Source organism: Mesorhizobium sp. WSM4808 (assembly GCF_055811675.1).
Window position 1 is genome coordinate 109785 of sequence record NZ_JBVVQX010000012.1, and the last position, 17202, is coordinate 126986.

The following is a 17202-nucleotide window of genomic DNA, read 5'->3' on the forward strand; positions in this document are numbered from 1 at the left end:
CCGTGCGCCCTGTCCCAAGACTTACAGCAGATCTTTCCGAAGGAAGACTCGGGCATGTCCAGGGATCCCGAATTCGACTTTGCCGAATTCCTCGAACCCGTGCTGCATGTAGAATAGCGGCGCCTGGAAACTGCTCGTCTCCACGACGGCCTTCTTGCAGCCCCGCCGGATGGCTTCTTCCTCGATCGTCGTGAGAAGTTGTGAGCCAAAGGATTGGCCACGCAACTGCTCAGGCAGGAAGAACATGTCGAGAAACAGGAGCCCAAGCTCCGTCCTGCCCCAAAGCCCGCCCCAGGTCTTTCCTGACTGGTCGCGAAGCTCCGCTCCGATATCAGCTCGGTCGTCGATCCCGGTCTGTGCGATGTTGTATTGATAGAGCGCTGCGGCGGACTGCGCTCTTTCATCGTCGCTATAGGTCAAAGTGGTTGTAAATCTCTCGGATCGGAATGACATGCATTTTCCTCCTGGTGGGCACAGGCATGAGATCCGCCGGCAACGTCGGTCACGGCCAAGATGAACTCGTTGCCAACGCCAGAAATAAATCCGGCATCCATCTCGGGCGCCTTCGAACGCCGTGGGCTTTGTCTGATGGTCTTCACAAAATATTACGTGAGGGAACGTTCGCGCCTGACTCGTCTTAGGCAATCGAGGCGGTTGTCGCCTCGCGGATTGTGAAGGAGAAGAACAATGCCTAATCAAGGTGGTAGCCACGAACAGCACGTGAAGGCAGGCCAGCAGAGCCACAAGAACGCCGACAACAAAAACCGTCAGCAACAGCAGGCCTCTGGTGGTGGTCAACGGCAGCAGGGCGATGGATCCGGCATGCGTGGTGGAACCCACGAACAGCATGTGAAAGCTGGCGAACAAAGCCACAAAAACCGCTGATCGCGTGTGATTTCAGCAGACCCACCCCGAAGTATCGGGGTGGGTCTGATTGCATCTGAAGGGTACCGACGAAGAGGGCGCGAGGCCGGGTCGCGAAGTCGCCCGGCGGCTTGGCGCCGGCGCGACGACGCCCAGTCAGGCAGCTTGCTGCAGGGCGCGCTCATTGACACCGCCTTCGCCCAGCCCGGAAAGCGCTTCGTCCGTCGCGACCTCCTCTTTCAATGTCTCGTTGAGGAGCTTGACCACGTCGCTCTTGCCAAGCTGTTCAGCCCACGCGACCAACGTGCCATAACGCGCGATTTCATAGTGCTCGACGGCCTGTGCCGCGCCGACCAGTCCTGCATCCAGCGCCGGGTCACCCTTGTATTCGTCGAGAATTTCCGACCCTTCCTCAAGAATGCCGTCGATCGCCGGACAGGTCTTGCCGCGGGCCGGTTTGTCCATAAGTTCGAACACTTGCTCGAGCCGATCGACCTGGCCTTCGGTTTCCATGCGATGTTTCTCAAAGGCCGCGGCCACCTCCTCGGATTCGGCGCCCTTTGCCATCTTCGGCAAGGCTTTGAGTATTTTCTTTTCAGCGTAGTAAATGTCCTTCAGCCCATCGAGGAACAAAGCCTCCAGTCCTTTTGTCGTCGCTCTTTTTGCAGTCGCCATGATTTGTCTCCCTTGGATTGTCATGAAAGCTCACCGGCGGTGTAGCCATGGACTAACTTTCCATGGAAGCAGTTGTTCCCTGGGCGCGACTCGGAAGGGGCAGCACGCCAAATACCGCTTTTGTCGAGAGCCGATCGCTATCAAAAGGCGATGGACGATGACGGTGTGAGAATCGCCGGCAGTGACGGAGAGCACCGGGGTTCGTCGCGCCATATGGAGTAGATGGGAGTTCATATACGAAATCATATTTACATATAAAACAAATCATGATGATCTTGCAGTCGTGCAGCGCGGCTAAGGTGGTTGGTTCCGGCGTACATCGCTGAGCCTGAATGCCAGCAGATGATCGTGCGCAAATGAAATCAACATGATGTCGCGGTCGAGTCAGCCGTGCATTGATCGGATGTAGGGAGTGCGGCATGCCCTTTGATGTCATCGTTATCGGAGCCGGCGCAGCCGGAGCTGTTCTTGCTGCCCGGCTAACCGAAGATGCTGCCACGAACGTGCTTTTGCTGGAAGCGGGGCCGGACTACCGGAGCGGCGAGCAACCTGCCGAGATGGCGAGCCCAAATCCCTTCAACCTGCTTCTTCCCGACCATTTTCAGCAACAATACATGTATCCCGACCTGATGGCTCGTCGCACGAAGCGGCAGGAACACCGGGTCTACTGGCGCGGCAAGGGGCTTGGCGGTTCGACGGCCGTCAATGGGCAGATTGCCATTCGCGGTGTGCTCCATGCATTCGACCGCTGGGAGGAAATCGGATGCAAGGGCTGGTCGGGAGCCGACGTGCTGCCCTTCTTCTGCCGCCTGGAGGATGACCCGATCGCGGCCAATTTTCACGGCAGCGGCGGCCCGATTCCGATCTACCGCGCGCCTGTCGAAAGCTGGGGCAGCGTCGACAAGGCCATGCGCCAAAGCGCGATGGCTCTCGGCCATCCCTGGCATGACGATCTCAATGCTCCGGATGCCGAAGGGGCTTGCACCTATCCCATCAACAGTCGAGCCGGCAAGCGCGTGTCGGTCAATGACGGCTATCTGGAAGCTGCCCGCGACCGGCCGAACCTTACCATCATCGGGCAGGCGACGGTGGACAAGGTGCTTTTCGATGGCAGGAAAGCGATCGGCGTTTTGGCCATCGTGGCCGGGCTAGTTCGCAAATTCGAGGCGCCGCTGGTCATCGTCTCGGCCGGCGCCATCCACTCTCCGGTCATCCTGCAGCGCTCGGGCATCGGTCCTGCGGCTCTCTTGAAACGAAAGGACATCGAGGTGCTTGCCGACCTGCCGGTCGGCGAAGGTTTCTTCGACCATCCTTATTGCCGCATCGAACTGAAGCTGAAGCCGGGATTCAAGGCGACCGATGTCGACGCGCGGCATACCAACTGCTGTGTGCGGATGAGTTCGGGCGTGCCGGGCGCTGAGCGCGACGACATTCTCTACGTCGCCATGAACCATGGCGGCATCGGCGTGGAGTCCGACAGCGCCCAGTTCGGCGAGGCGATGGTCAATCTGATCCTGATGGAGGCCAAGAGCCGCGGCACCGTGCAACTGCGTTCCGCCAACCCTTTCGACCAGCCGCTCGTGGAAGAGAACATGCTGGACGATCCAATGGATCTCCAGCGCATGCGTATCGCCTATCGCCACCTTGGCGAGATTGCCCGGCAGGCGCCGATCCAGGCGATCGCCGAGCGCGTCCTGCTGGGGGATTCCGATCTGCCTTTGTCATGGCTCGAAACGGCAAGCGACGAGGAGGTCGACAATTTCCTGCTGGCGCAGTCTTCCGATGCGCAGCATGGGATCGGAGGCTGTTGCATGGGAAGGCCCGGCGAGGCCGTGGTCGATCCGGAATGCCGGGTCTACGGTTTGGAAGGACTGCGGGTTATCGATGCGTCGATCATGCCGCTCGATTGCCAGGCAAACACCAATCTCACCTCGATCATGATTGGCGAGAAAATGGCCGACAGCCTGCGCCGGTCCACCTGACAGCTCGAGGGCAAGCCCGCGCACAAGGCGCGGGCCTTGGAGTCAGCGGGTGATATCCACGGTAATCGTCTTCAGGTCGCACATTTCCATCAGCGTGTGCCGACCCCCGGTGCGGCCGAGGCCGCTCTGCGTCCCGGCGGCGCCGCCGGCAGGAATATGCGGCTCCCAATAACAGCTCATCTCGTTGATGTTGACGATGCCGACCTTCAGGCTTTCAGCAAAGGCAAAGGCGTTCTTGATGGTGCTGGTGAAGACCGCGGCCGACAGGCCGTAGGGGCTGGACGCCGCAAGTTCCATCGCCTCCTCATCGGTCTCGAAGATCAGCACGGGTGCGATCGGCCCGAAGGATTCCTCGACATTGAGCAGGCTTTCCCGGGTCAGTCCTGTGACGATCGACGGCTCGAAATAGAGATTGGTGGCAAAACCCGACGCCACATTGCCGCCGGTGACGATCTCGGCGCCACGCGCGCGGGCGTCCGCGATGTGGCTGAGTACCTTGTCGACGGCCACCGCATTGTTGATCGGACCCATCGTCGTCGCGGGATCGAAAGGGTCGCCCATTTTCACCTGCGCGGCCGCTTTCACGAGACCTTCTATGAAACGGTCATGGACGGATTTATGCACCAGCACGCGTTCGGTGGCCGTGCAGATCTGCCCGGCATTGGCAAAGCAGCCGGCCCCGACCTGGGCGGCGGCCATGTCGATATCGGCATCGGCCAGCACGATGGTCGGACCGTTGCCGCCCATTTCGAGCAGAAGCGGCTTGCCCGCTCCACGCCGGGCGATCGTCGCGCCTGTGACAGAACTGCCGGTGAAGCCGATGGCATGGGTGCCCGGATGAACGACCGCCTCGTCGCCCACCTCCGCACCGTCACCCAGAACGAGATTGATGGCGCCGTCCGGCAGGCCCGCCTCGATGAAGCATTCGACAAGTGCCGTGGCAATCAGCGACGTCGTCGGCGCCGGCACCCAGACGACGGTGTTGCCCGTTGCGATGGCCGGTCCGAGATAATAGAGGCAGGGCAGGGCGAGCGGGAAATTCCAAGGTGTGATGATGGCAAAGACACCCTTCGGCTGCAGGAAGCTGAAGGCGCGCTTGTTGGCATCGGCAAGCGGAAACGCCGCCGTCTCCAGCCACTTCATCTGCTCTGCCGCATTGCGGAAACCGAGAGCTGCCGCCGATGCTTCGGCCTTTGCCTCGCTGTGGAAGGGTTTACCCTGTTCCAGGCAGAGCAGGCGCGCGAGTTCCTCGGCGCGCCTGTCGATCGCGTCGGCGATGCGCATGCACAGTTGAGCGCGTGCGAAGGTTCCCATCTTGCGCATGGCCTCGCGTGCGCCTTCGGCGGCTTTCACCGCGCGGCCGACATCGGCGCGGGTGGAAAGTGAGAGATAGCCGAGGTGCTCGCCCGTCGACGGACTGTCGATTTTCAGGAACTTGCCGGAGCTGCCGGCAATCCACTCGCCGCCGATACGGTTGATGCCGATGCGGGCGGCTGCTTCCGGCTCCGAGACGATCGCCATGCCGCGCAGGTTGGGGCCTTCGAGAGAAGATTTGAAATGGACTGTCATCATGCGTTCCTTTGGCCGAATTCGGATTGGATGTTCAAAATGGCGGCGCGGCTGCGTTCCACGGCTGCGATGAAAAGTCTGCTGCCGGCCTCCGCGCCCGCCTGCGACGGCGTACCGATGACGCCGTTGCCGCGGATGGCTTCGAAACGGCGCCAGACGGTGACGGCAGGCGCGGCGTAAAGGTGAGGATCCGGCCAGGATGGCGGGGTGCCGCCCGGCGGGATGAGATCGCGGCGAACGCTGTCGCCAAGCACATGCATCATCAACGAGGTTTCAAGCGCGCAAGCGTGACCGGTGCCTGTAGCGGCATCGGGCAGGGCCTCCGCCGCCACGTCGGCGATGAGATCGAAATACGAGAAACCCGCGGTGACGATGCCACGCTGGCCAAGGGTGGTGATCGCCACCTGGATCGCGGCGCGGTTTCCGCCATGGCCGTTCAGCATGACCGGCAGGAAGCCGTCTTCGGCAAGGCAGGTGCAGAGATCGACGAGAACGGCGATGAAGGTCTGCGGGCTGAGGCTCATGGTGCCGGAGAAGGAGCGATGATGCTCGGACGAGCCATAGGCGAAAGGTTCGGCGACACGCATGGAGGCCTGTCCTTCCGCCGCGGCGAGCGCAACCGCTTCCGCAAGCCAGCAATCGACGCCGAGCGGCAGATGGGGGCCATGTTGCTCGACAGCGCCGAGCGGCAGAATGACGACGGGTTTATGCACGCCGGCTGTCGCGTGTCTTTCCGTATCCGGCGAGGTCATCAGCGCAAAGCTGGACCCAGGCGGGATCGGCAATGCCGGAACTGGCTCGCTCATCGTGCTGCCTCGACAAGCCGGGCCTTGGCGTAGGTCATGCCGGAATCGGCCAGGAGAGCGACCATGATGATTGCCCCCTTGTAGAGTTCGAGGCTGGACGGGTCCGTGCCGAACACCCGAAGCGCCGTCGTCAGCAGGCTGACGATCAGGGCGCCGACGACCGCGCCCCACACCGTTCCCCGTCCGCCGAAGATACTGGTGCCGCCGAGCACGGCAGCGGCGATCGCGTCCAGAAGCAGCGAGGTACCACCGATATTGGGCGTCACGACAGGCACCCGGCTGATCATGATCACAGCCGTCAGGAAGACGAAGATACTGGAGGCGCAATAGACGAGGATCGTGTGTTTCGTCACCGGGATGCCGGCAAGTTCCGCGGCCCCGGCATCCGACCCGAGCGCATAGGTACGCAGCCCGAAACGGCTGTGCCGCATCAGGATTGCTGCTACGGCGACGATCAGCAGTGTTGCGAAGATGACATTGGGAATGCCGAAGCTGCGCTCGATGCCGACCGCGCGAAGCGTCGGATCCTTCAGCATCAGGACGCCTTTGGAGGCAACCGCAAGCGTTGCGCCCTGCAGCGCGACCATTGTGGCCAGTGTCGTCACGAAGGGCGGTATCTTCAACAATGCGATAACGGCGCCGTTCGCGAGGCCGATCACCACCATCACGGCAAAGCCGACGAGCAGGGCAAGCGGCAGGCCGGCGCCGCCGTCGATCAGGCTGGCGATGAAGACGGCGCAGAAGGCGACGCCGACGCCGGCGGACAGGTCGATGCCCGCCGTCAGCAGAACGATCAGAGCCCCAAGCGCCAGGATGGCGATCGGGGTCGCCTGGGCGACGATGTTGATGAGGCTGGCGGTTGAAACGATGCGGGCGTCGATGAGCGCGAAGATCGCCAGCAGGATGACCAGCAGGATCAACGGCGAGAGGTCGAGAAAGCGCCTGCACCAGATGTTCTGTTGGCGGGTCATGAGGATCCTCTCATCGGATGTGCCAATCTTCGACCGGTTCGCGCAGGCCTGATTTGACGCTGCGCAGGATGGCATCATTGACGGCGACGGCGCGCAGGGCGTCGCCGACCGGCATCACGAAAGGGGTGTCGTCGCGAACCGCCGAAATGAAATGGTGGACCTCCTCGAAGAGATCCCCGGTGATACGGCCATTGACGGTCGGCCAGTGCAGGGCGTCGGGTTGCGACCACTGTCCACGCGACAGGATGCGTAGACCGTGGTCGCGCACGTCGAGGTCGATCATGCCTTCCGTGCCGATGATTTCCGTGCGTGCCCAGATGCCGGTCGGAACGGTCGGTGGCAGCGTCCAGCCGAAATAGAGCTGTCCGCTCATTCCGTTCGACAGCTCGACGGTGGAGAAGATCGCGTCTTCGGAGCGAACCCCGAGCGAAGGCATGAGCTTGGCGACGGGCCGAGAGTAGACGGCGATGATGTCCGAACCTGAGATCCATTGCAGCGCATCGACGTCGTGCACGCCGAGGTAGAAGCAGACGCTCGAGTTTCCGTTCATGCGAAGACCGACTTCGCGATTGGTGAAACGGCCGCTGCTGCCGTGGATCGGCTCGCCGATCCGCCCGGATTTCACCGCTGCCGCGGCCTCGCAATAGCGCGGGTCGAACCGCAGGATGTGGCCGACCAACAGGCGCGCGCCGTTTCTCTCCGCCGCTCTGGCAATCGCCTTGGCAGCGGAAAGATCGTGAGCCATCGGTTTTTCGAGCAGCACCGGCTTGCCGGCATCGAGCAGCGTGCGGCAGACGTCTTCATGCAGCGCGTCGGGTGCCGCCACGATATAGGCGTCGGCGGCATTGGCGGCCAGCGCGGTGGCGGCATCGCGGAAATGCCGGGCACCGAAATCCGACGCGGCCTTGCTCCCCGTGGCAGCATTCGGATCAACGAATGCCGACAGTTCCGCGACAGGGCTCGCGGCAACCACCTGCGCATGCAGGAGACCCATGTAGCCGGCACCGACGATGGCGATCTTCAGCTTGCTCAAAGGGTTCTCCTTACAGGCATGGTGCAAGGTTGGATGCTGGCCGGGGTGCGCAGGCTGGTGGCGTGATCGTGCGATCACCGAAGGCCAGCGTCATCACGTCTTCTTCCGTCGCCCCACGAGCCAGCGTGCCGACAGAGTGGCCTTCGCGCATGACGACGATGCGGTCGGCAACGCCGAGAACCTCGGGCAACTCGCTCGACACCATGAGGATCGCCGCGCCCTCGGCCTTCAATCTTGCGATCAGGTGATGGAGTTCGGACTTCGCGCCGACGTCGACGCCCCGTGTCGGCTCGTCGAGCAGGATGATCTTCGGTTTGGTGGCAAGCCATTTGCCGATGACGACCTTCTGCTGATTGCCGCCCGAAAGCTCGATGGTCATTTTGTCGGGCTGGGCCGGCCGCACGCCGAGTGAGCCGATGAGATCGCGGGCGAGTGCCAGGATGCGGCGAGGTCTCAGCAGGCCGAAGTGACTGTTGTCGCGAATCCAGGCGAGGGACAGGTTGTCCCTGATCGACATCGTGCCGACGAATCCTTCCAGGTGCCGGTCTTCCGGTATGTAGACGATGCCGGCGCGATTGGCGGCCTTGGTGTCGCCGCCGGTCTGCTGCCCGCCGAAAATTCTGAGCGTGCCGCCATGCATGGTCTCGAGGCCGGCAATCAGCCTGAGCACCTCGGAGCGGCCGCTTCCCATCAGGCCGGCGAGCGCGACGATTTCGCCCCTGCACACGCTGAGCGTGGCCGACTTCAAGAGCTTGCCATCGGAGATGTTGCTGATTTCGATCGCGGTTTCGCCGACTTGCGCTTCGAGATAGGGGAAGATGTCGCCGACATCGCGCCCGACCATCATCGAGACGATCTCGGCCTCGCTGGTCTGGCGGGTCTGGCGCTCGCCGATGAAGCGCCCGTCACGCAGAACGACGACGCGGTCGCACTGGCTGAAGATCTCTTCCATCTTGTGCGAGATGTAGAGGATGCCGGCGCCGCGAGCTCTCAGCCTGTCGATCAGGTCGTAGAGCTGGTCGCGCTCGCGGTTGGAGAGCGCGCTGGTCGGCTCGTCCATGATGAAGAACCAGGCATCGGACAGAACGGCACGGGCAATTTCCACCATCTGCCGGTGCCCGACGGAAAGTGTTCGCAGCTCCGCGCCAATGTCGATATCGAGCGACAGCTCGTCCATGATGGATTTTGCATCGCGCCGCATCCGAGCCCGGTCGAGAAATCCCAGGCGGGTATGCGGTTCGCGGCCGATGAAGAGATTCTCGGCCACCGTCAGGTCCGGCGAAAGGCTGAAATGCTGATGGATGACGCTGATGCCCCTGGCGTCGCTGGGGGAGTGGAACTGGACGGCGTTGCCGTCGATGATGATCTCACCCTCGTCCGGGCGATGCAGACCGGAAATGCACTTCACCAGCGTCGATTTCCCGGCCCCGTTCTCGCCGGCAAGTCCCACCACCTCACCGGCCGAGACGGCAAAGCTGACACCGTCGAGTGCTTTGACGCCCGGAAAAGACTTGCCAAGCCCGCGCAAGGCGATGCTGTGTTTGCCGACCGGTGTTGCGGCGATGTTGCGGGGCGACGGGGTGGACTTGCGGCCACCGGTCTTGAACAGGGCGGCGACACTCTCCGGCTGGCTGGTAAGAACGGCCACCAGAATGAGGCTCGCGGTCACGAAATAGATCAGGATCTGCGGCACCTGCAGGAAGGACAGGCCGGTGTTGATGACGCCCAGCAGCAGCGCCCCGATCGCCGTTCCCCAGATGGAGCCCTGGCCGCCGGACAGTTTCGTGCCGCCGATGATCGCGGCTGTAATGGCTGTAAATTCGAGCCCGGTGCCGGCAAGCGGCTGTGCCGAACCGAGACGACCGATGGTGAGTATCGCGCCGAGCCCGGCCGTCGCACCGGCAATCAGGTAGACGGAGATGCGCACGAGGTCGACGGGAACCAGTGAGGCCCGCGCCGCGCCCGCATTGCCGCCGACCGCATAGATCCAGCGTCCGTAGACCGTACGATTGAGCACGAACCACCAGAGGCCCAGGCAGATGGCGGCGATGATGACGGAGACCGGCAGGAGGCCGATCGTCTCGCGTCCCGCGAAAAGCAGGACCGGATCGGCGACCGCGATGCTGGATGCGCCGGAGAGGCTGAGCGCCAGGCCGCGCGCAAACGCCATGGTGGCGAGCGTTGCGATGAATGGGGAGATGCCGGCAAAGCCGATCAACGTTCCATTGAGCAGACCGATTGCGGCACCGCCACCGATCGCGGCGAGAAGGCTCAAGCTCGCCGAGCCGGTTGCCGTGTAGGCAAGACCCGCGGCGATGCCGGAACAGGCAAGATTGCTGCCGACGGAAATATCAATGCCGCGCGCGATGATCACGGCCGTCATGGCAAAAGAGATGAGGGCGATGACCGCACTCTGCTGCGCGATGCTGACAAGATTGCCGGTCGACAGAAAACGCGGATCGATCCAGCCGAAGACGGCGATGGCGACCAGCAGCACCGCGATGAGAACCGGTTCGTTGCGCCGCAGTAACGGAGAGGTCCAGGACTGGAACATGGGTCGGTCCTCTTATCGAGCATCATGCGCGGTCACCACGGAGCGGCGACGGCGATCGTCAGGAAAAGGGGACGCCGGATGATACGTCATCCGGCGCTTGAGCCGCTCTAGGCTGTTACTTTGCCAGGGTCATGGCGGTCGCCGGAACCTTGGGACCGAGTTGCTCGGTATAGTTCTTGGCTTCCACCGCCTCTTTGTCGGTGTTGATGTATTCGAAGGTGAGGCCATCCGCCTTGAGCTTCGCGGCCGTCGCATCCGAGGTCACGAAATAGGTCGGCATGTAGAGATCCTGCGGCAGCTTTTCGCCGTTGGCCAGACGAGCGGCAACGGCGATGTTCCAGTAGCCGACACGATAGGCGCCGGTCAGCACGTCCATCACCATCTTGCCGTCGTCGATCAGCGGCTTCATCTCGGCGTCGCCGTCATAGCCGCCGTAGAGCAACTGAGTTCCCATCGAGCTGGCAACGGAATCGGCGGCCAGGCAAAGGCTGTCGGAGATGCAGCCGATGGCCTTCAGATCCGGATAGGTGGTGAGCCAGGTCTGGGCGGCATTGGTTGCCTTGGCTGCGTCCCAGCCGGTCGGCTCGATGCCGACAACCTTGATGTCCGGAAACTCCTTTTTCAGGGTTTCGACAAAGCCTTTTTCGCGCGTGTCGGACACGAAGTTGCCACGCGAACCGACGAGCAGGGCGACTTCGCCCTTGCCGCCAAGCGACTTGCCGAGCGCGCGGGCAACCATCGACATGTTGTCGTAGTCCGGATAGAGCGTCGAGTAGTTCGAGCCGGCCTCGACCTTGTTGCCCATGGTGATCACCGGAATGCCGGCGGCGGTGGCTTTCTGGATGACCGGAATGACCGCGTTCTTGTCGATCGGATCGATCAGGATCGCGCTGACGCCTTGATTGATGAAATTCTCGATGATGCTGACCTGTTTTTCCAGACTGCCCTCGGCGCTCTGCCAAGTGGATTTCACCCCATAGTCGGCGGCAGCCACGTCGCCCGCTTCCTTCATGCGGACGAAGAAGGAGTTCTGCAGGTCGATTGCCGCAAGCCCCAAAACCTTTTCCGCGGCAAGCGAGGGCGTCGCGATGGCGAGTGCGAGCAGAGCAATGGATGCTTTCAGGGAAATGCGCATGTTTCAGTTCTCCTCTTGTTGCGACAGGACGATTCTTCGCCTCTTTTTCATGTCCCGCACGACGACCGTCCCAGTGACAGGCATTCCGGCGGTATTTCGCGGCACTCGTGCCGTATTCATGTCAGGGCCGCGTCTGCGTGGACCGGCCTTGCTCAACCTCAGCCATTCAGGCCCTCGACACCGGCGCCACAGACAAGCCCGGCGATGCGGGCGCCGCGCGGTGGCTTGAAAGCGCCGCTCATCAAGGCGGCCAGCGATGCCGCGCCGCTGAGGTCGGCGGCGATGCCGAATTCGAACCAGAGCAATTCAGCGGCCTTCTGCATGTCCGCATCCTCGACAAGGACAATGTCGTCGACGTGCTTGGCGACGATCTCGTAGATGCTTTCGTCCGTGCGGCCGCAGGCCATGGTCGCCACCTTCGTCGTTATCTCGGGCAAGCGAACCACACGGCCGGCAGCCAGGGAGGCGTGAAGGGTCGGTGAACCGGTCGGCTCGACACCGATGATCCTGGCTTCGGGTTTGGCGTGCTTCAGGACTTCGGACATGCCGCTGATGAGCCCGCCACCGCCGATCGCGACGATGTAGATGTCGGCATCGGGAATTTGATCGACCATCTCCAGCGCCACGGTTCCCTGACCGGACACGATCTGCGCATCGGCGAAGGGATGCATGTAGAAGGCGGCGCTCGCCTTTGCCTCGGCCAATGCCGCCTCATGCGCTTCATCCCAGACATTGCCTTCGAAGCGAACGTCAGCCCCACATTTGCGCAGCTTTTCCGCCTTCAGCGGGCTTGCATTGTTCGGCAGGTAGATGGTGGCGGGAACGCCGGCCCGGGCAGCCACATAGGCGGTGGCCAGGCCGTGATTGCCACCGGATGCGGCGATCAGTCCGTTTTCGATCCGGCTTGGCTCGAGCGTTTTAACCCGGTTCGTGGCGCCCCGAATCTTGAAGGAGCCGCTCACCTGGAGGCATTCCAGTTTCAAATAGACATCATTTTGAAGGTTTGCGCCCGTGGCATGGTCGAGCTTGACGACCGGGGTTCGCCGTATGAAGGGGGCAATGCGCCGGGCAGCCGCCATGATGTCCTCATGGCTCATCGGTCAGTGCCTCCGGATATTCGTTGGCAAGCACGAAGCAGCAATTCCCCGGACGCACGCGGCCGGGCTGACGCTTGGCGAAAACGATGCCGTCGATGGGGTGAAGGAGATCGATGGGCGCGCGTGACGGCGTGTGGAGGAAGTGAATGCGTCCGGCAAGGTCGCCTTTGCTGACGGCACTGCCGAGCGGGCTCAAGGGTTCGAAGACACCGTCCTCCTCGGAAAGCAGATAGCCTTCGCTTCCGGGAACCTTGAGCACGCGCGCGTTGGCGCCAGGGGCGATGTCAGGCGCGCCATTCAGAACGCCTGCATGTTTCAGCACATTGCGGATGCCCCTACGGCAGATGGCCAGCGCATCCGGACTGACAAGGCCGCCGCCGGCCATCTCACTGCCGATGACGATCAGCCCCTGGTGGTTGGCGGACGCGGTCGAGGTCCGGGTTTCACCGAGATTGTCGACCATGACAACGGTCGGCGCCCCGAAGGCGAGCGTCGCCTTGATGTTCTTGCGATGCCCTTGCGCGGTCGGGGAGGGCTCGATGATCGCGCTCGGCAGGATCATCAGGGACGAACCGCCGGAATGGAGATCCAGGAAGTAGTCGGCCATCGGAAACAGGACGTCATGCACGTAAGCCGCGATCTGGCTTGTCAGCGTGCCGTTGAAATCGCCCGGGAAACTGCGGTTGAAATTCAACCCGTCGACCGGGGAGGTGCGGGTGCCGGCCTCGACGGCCCGAATGTTGATGGCCGGAATCGCAATGATGCGTCCGGCAATATCCCGTGGATCGATCTCGCGCAGAAGCTCGCCGAGCGCGATCGGCCCCTCATATTCGTCGCCGTGGTTGCCACCCTCGATCAGGACCGTCGGACCGTCACCGTTCTTGATGACGGCGAGCGGAACGCGGACCGTGCCCCAGGCATCGTCGTGCGGCGATTGAGGCACATGGAAGAAACCGATCTGCTTGCCCTCGCGATCGAAATCGACCGACGTGTAAACACTGTTGTTCCGGGGAATGATGGTTGCGCGCACAGTGTTTGCAGGTCTCTGGACGGTCATCGGGTCGGCCTCGAAATTCATTGTCCCCGTCATCATGTCAGTTTTATATATGGTGTCAAGTTTGGATATAAAACCAATGGCAATTCCGATTTCTTGTCTCTATCGTGCGGGACCACCGGGGATTCTTCGAATGGCAGATGATGCAAAAGAGAGTGGCAAACCGACCTATTCGGCCCCGGCGCTGACCAAGGGTCTGGATGTCCTGGAACTGCTGGCGGAGGCGCGGGCGCCCTTGACGATGAAGGAGATCGCGGAAGGCCTCGGCCGTTCGAAGAATGAGATTTTCCGGATGCTGATCGCGCTGCAGGAGCGTCAATATATCGAGCGCAACGCCGAGACCGACGCCTATTCGTTGACCGACAAGCTTTTCAAGCTGGGGCTGCACACGCCGAGCGCTCAGGATCTCATGTCCGCCGCCATGCCCGAGCTGACGCAGATTGCCGGGGACTCAAATCAGTCGCCGCACCTGGTCGTCTTCAATCATGGCTTGACCGTCGTGACCGCGGCCGCTCCCGGCGGCGAGGACATGGCGTTCACGCTGCGCCTCGGCTACGGCCGCCTGGCCACCGACGCGACCTCCGGCCATGTGATACTTGCCTTCCAGTCACCAAAGGTCGCAGCGCGGATGATCGATGAATGTGCGGCGCATTCACCGGCGCCGCTGGATCGTGACGCGCTGGAAAAGCAGCTTCGTACCATCCGCGCGGACGGCTACTGGATGCGCGAGAGCCGTGACTTCGTCGGCATCACCGATATCTGCTGTCCGGTCATCGGGCCGGACGGCAGTGCCGTCGCCTCCATCATCGTCGCCTATATCAATCGCCATACGCGTGAAAGCCGCCATGCCTATACTCTGGAGGTCCTGCGGGCTGCCTGCGATCGCATCTCCATGAAGCTGTCACCGAGGGTTCGCTAAGGGATCGTGATGCGCTGAGGGCGCGGCGAAGCACCGTCCGCTGGCCGTTTGCACCGGATTGATAATACCAGTATAGGTCCAGTCAGGAATGTTTTGATCCTGGGTGCTTCTCGCGCGGGAGGAAGGGCAATGACAACCGTGAACCTGATCGGGCTTGTCAGTCGGGAAATGGAAGCGACAGCGTCCGATGTGCCGCTTTACAGACGGTTGAAATCGGCGATCGAGGCGGCGATCCGCTCCAACGCGTTGAAAGCCGGCGCGGTTCTGCCAGGCGAGCGGGTTCTGGCGGAAGCCCTGTCGATCTCGCGAGTCACTGTGAGAAAGGCCCTGGCGCTGCTCGAAGAGGAAGGGCAGCTCAATCGCCGGCACGGTTCCAAAACCGAGATCGGGTCGCGGGTCGAGAAATCGCTTTCGACGCTGACGAGCTTTTCGGAGGACATTCTGGCGCGCGGCCTGAAGCCTGGATGTCTATGGCTTTCCAAGCAGATAAGCCGTCCATCCCCGGCCGAAATGATGGCCCTGGGTATTGCGGGCAATACCAATGTGGTTCGCATGCGTCGTGTGAGGACGGCCGATGGCGCGCCGATCGCCGTCGAGGTCTCGGCCGTGCCGGTTCGCTTCCTTCCTTCGCCCGAGATGGTTCAGGATTCCCTTTATGAAGCGCTTGATGCACGCGGCTTCCTGCCTCAGAGGGCAATCCAGCGCATGCGCTCGCGCGGCGCGTCGCTGGAGGATGCAAAGCACCTTCATTGTGACGCGGGCGCACCGCTGCTGATGACCGAGCGCCGCTGCTTTCTCCCCGACGGACAGATCGTGGAATACTGCGAGACACGCTACAAAGGCGACGTCTACGATTTCGTCTTCGAGCTGCAAAGATAATACCAGTTATGAACTGGTTGTAATCTGGTATTTTCCATTTATCGTGATGGCGACAAGGGAGTGCCGACGTGCAGCGGGAAGACATCGCCAACAGTCTCATCGTGTCCTGCCAGCCGGTTCCCGGCGGCCCGATGGACAGTGCGCAATTCGTGACGGGCTTTGCCAGGGCCGCTGTTGAAGCCGGAGCCAAGGCCCTCCGCATCGAATCCGTGCCCTATGTCGCGGCCGCCCGCCTGGCCGTCCGCGTGCCGATCATCGGTATCGTCAAGCGCGATCTCACCGACAGCCCCGTGCGCATCACACCCTATCCGGCCGATGTCGAGGCCCTGGCCGAGGCGGGCGCCGATATCATCGCTTTCGATGCGACGGAGCGTGTCCGTCCCGTTCCTGTCGAAGCGCTTGTGAAAGCCGTCAAGGCCAGGAACAAGCTGACCATGGCCGATTGCTCTTGCCTTGACGATGCGCGCCGGGCCCTTGCCGCGGGTGTCGATTTCGTCGGCACGACGCTTTCCGGCTATGTCGGCGGGCCGGAGCCGCAGGATCCGGATATCGCCCTCATCGCTGAAATGCGAACCCTGACCCCCTACGTCATTGCCGAAGGGCGTATCCGGTCGCCTGAGCAGGCGGCTGCCGCCGCGCGCGCCGGCGCCTGTGCCGTGGTTGTCGGCTCGGCGATCACCCGTACCGAGCACGTCACCTCATGGTTCCACCAGGCGCTTTCCGACGCCTATGCGGCGAGGGGCGCGCAAACCGCCCTTGGCACAAGTGTCCTGGGCCCAACCGTTCTGGGCCCATCCGTCCTGGGCATCGACATCGGGGGAACCAAGACGATGGCCGCGCTGGTCAACGATGGCACGGTGGTCGAGGACATGATCGTGCCGACTGCGCGAGAGGCTGGACCCGAGGCCTGGCTTGCGTCCTTGGCGCAAAGTACGTCGGCCTGGTCGAGCCGCTTCAGCCGCATCGGCATTGCGGTGACCGGACTGGTGCAGGATGGACGCTGGTCGGCATTGAATCCGGCAACCCTTGGCATTCCCGACGGCTACCCGCTGGTCGAAAGAGCATCCGCTGTTTTCGGCAAGCCGGTCTGTGCGTTCAACGATGCCCAGGCGGCTGCCTGGGGCGAATACAAATTCGGCGCCGGGCAAGGTCGCGACATCGTCTTTCTGACCATCTCTACCGGAATTGGCGGCGGCATCGTTTGCAACGGCCGATTGCTGTCCGGTCTAGCCGGTCACTTCGGTCTGATCCGTGGTCTGTCTGAAGACCGGGCTCCGCTCGAAGACAGCACGTCCGGCCGCTGGATCGCTTCGGAGGCCCTCAAGGCCGGTTCCAAGGCGGACGCCGCCGATGTGTTCGGACACGCGCTGAAGGGCGAGGACTGGGCCGGCGCCATCGTCTCGCGAAGCGCCTCGCGGGTCGCGGCGCTGTGCCGGGACATTCAGATGATGTTCGATCCGAAATTGATCGTCATCGGTGGCAGCATCGGTCTTGCAGAAGGCTATCTCGACCGGGTGCGCGCACATCTGAGCGAGGTCCCGCCGCGCCTTTCCCCCCATCTCGTGGCGGCGAAGCTCGGAGGCCACGCCGGCGTCATCGGTGTTGCCGATCTTGCCGAATGGGCAAGGTAACGGCGCCCCGGTCGTGTCATGCAAAAATCATCA

Annotated in this window: 15 protein-coding genes; 5 read left to right on the forward strand and 10 right to left on the reverse strand. The window is 62.4% G+C overall.

Going from position 1 to position 17202, the window contains the following annotated elements; all coding sequences use genetic code 11:
• Window positions 1–21: 21 nt before the first annotated feature.
• On the reverse strand, window positions 22–453 hold the full coding sequence (locus tag AC0L2U_RS21700; RefSeq protein WP_128288822.1) for a GNAT family N-acetyltransferase: 432 nt from the start codon (window positions 451–453) through the stop codon (window positions 22–24).
• A gap of 234 nt (window positions 454–687) precedes the next feature.
• Here AC0L2U_RS21700 and AC0L2U_RS21705 point away from each other — a divergent pair, with 234 nt between their 5' ends.
• Window positions 688–885 carry a hypothetical protein gene (locus AC0L2U_RS21705; protein WP_127268256.1) on the forward strand — a complete coding sequence of 66 codons (198 nt, stop codon included), beginning with the start codon at window positions 688–690 and terminating at the stop codon, window positions 883–885.
• Window positions 886–1020: 135 nt separating this feature from the next.
• Here AC0L2U_RS21705 and AC0L2U_RS21710 read toward each other — a convergent pair whose 3' ends face one another.
• A complete protein-coding gene (locus AC0L2U_RS21710) occupies window positions 1021–1539 on the reverse strand; it encodes a YciE/YciF ferroxidase family protein (RefSeq protein WP_127268257.1) in 519 nt (172 codons plus the stop codon).
• Between the two features lie 419 nt (window positions 1540–1958).
• On the opposite strand from AC0L2U_RS21710, the gene AC0L2U_RS21715 reads away from it, so the two are divergent.
• On the forward strand, window positions 1959–3521 hold the full coding sequence (locus AC0L2U_RS21715; RefSeq protein WP_127380972.1) for a GMC family oxidoreductase: 1563 nt from the start codon (window positions 1959–1961) through the stop codon (window positions 3519–3521).
• 42 nt (window positions 3522–3563) lie between these two features.
• On the opposite strand, the gene AC0L2U_RS21720 is transcribed toward AC0L2U_RS21715, so the two are convergent.
• The 8 genes from AC0L2U_RS21720 to AC0L2U_RS21755 form a co-directional block, all read right to left on the reverse strand.
• A complete protein-coding gene (locus AC0L2U_RS21720) occupies window positions 3564–5090 on the reverse strand; it encodes an aldehyde dehydrogenase family protein (protein WP_127395838.1) in 1527 nt (508 codons plus the stop codon).
• On the reverse strand, window positions 5090–5896 hold the full coding sequence (locus AC0L2U_RS21725; protein WP_127271522.1) for a creatininase family protein: 807 nt from the start codon (window positions 5894–5896) through the stop codon (window positions 5090–5092). Before AC0L2U_RS21725 ends, AC0L2U_RS21720 begins: the two co-directional genes overlap by 1 nt.
• Window positions 5893–6867, reverse strand: coding sequence for an ABC transporter permease (locus AC0L2U_RS21730; protein WP_023809451.1), 975 nt, complete (start codon window positions 6865–6867; stop codon window positions 5893–5895). Before AC0L2U_RS21730 ends, AC0L2U_RS21725 begins: the two co-directional genes overlap by 4 nt.
• A gap of 10 nt (window positions 6868–6877) precedes the next feature.
• Entirely contained in the window at window positions 6878–7900 is a 1023-nt protein-coding gene (locus tag AC0L2U_RS21735) for a Gfo/Idh/MocA family protein (RefSeq protein WP_127809674.1), read from the reverse strand.
• 10 nt (window positions 7901–7910) lie between these two features.
• Window positions 7911–10454 (reverse strand): ATP-binding cassette domain-containing protein, encoded by a 2544-nt coding sequence (locus tag AC0L2U_RS21740; RefSeq protein ID WP_127809675.1) that lies wholly within the window; start codon window positions 10452–10454, stop codon window positions 7911–7913.
• Window positions 10455–10569: 115 nt separating this feature from the next.
• Complete coding sequence (locus AC0L2U_RS21745) at window positions 10570–11589, reverse strand: sugar ABC transporter substrate-binding protein (protein ID WP_013530435.1); 1020 nt, start codon at window positions 11587–11589, stop codon at window positions 10570–10572.
• Between the two features lie 158 nt (window positions 11590–11747).
• Window positions 11748–12686, reverse strand: a complete 939-nt coding sequence (locus AC0L2U_RS21750) for a threonine ammonia-lyase (RefSeq protein WP_473602648.1) — start codon at window positions 12684–12686, stop codon at window positions 11748–11750.
• Entirely contained in the window at window positions 12676–13779 is a 1104-nt protein-coding gene (locus tag AC0L2U_RS21755) for a succinylglutamate desuccinylase/aspartoacylase family protein (protein WP_245486661.1), read from the reverse strand. The genes AC0L2U_RS21750 and AC0L2U_RS21755 overlap by 11 nt, the downstream gene beginning before the upstream one ends.
• A gap of 40 nt (window positions 13780–13819) precedes the next feature.
• Here AC0L2U_RS21755 and AC0L2U_RS21760 point away from each other — a divergent pair, with 40 nt between their 5' ends.
• The 3 genes from AC0L2U_RS21760 to AC0L2U_RS21770 all read left to right on the forward strand — a co-directional run bounded on the left by AC0L2U_RS21760 (window position 13820) and on the right by AC0L2U_RS21770 (window position 17169).
• Complete coding sequence (locus tag AC0L2U_RS21760; protein WP_164749416.1) at window positions 13820–14659, forward strand: IclR family transcriptional regulator; 840 nt, start codon at window positions 13820–13822, stop codon at window positions 14657–14659.
• Between the two features lie 129 nt (window positions 14660–14788).
• Window positions 14789–15538, forward strand: a complete 750-nt coding sequence (locus AC0L2U_RS21765) for a GntR family transcriptional regulator (RefSeq protein WP_128288824.1) — start codon at window positions 14789–14791, stop codon at window positions 15536–15538.
• 68 nt (window positions 15539–15606) lie between these two features.
• Window positions 15607–17169 carry a putative N-acetylmannosamine-6-phosphate 2-epimerase gene (locus AC0L2U_RS21770; protein WP_127396150.1) on the forward strand — a complete coding sequence of 521 codons (1563 nt, stop codon included), beginning with the start codon at window positions 15607–15609 and terminating at the stop codon, window positions 17167–17169.
• Window positions 17170–17202 lie beyond the last annotated feature (33 nt).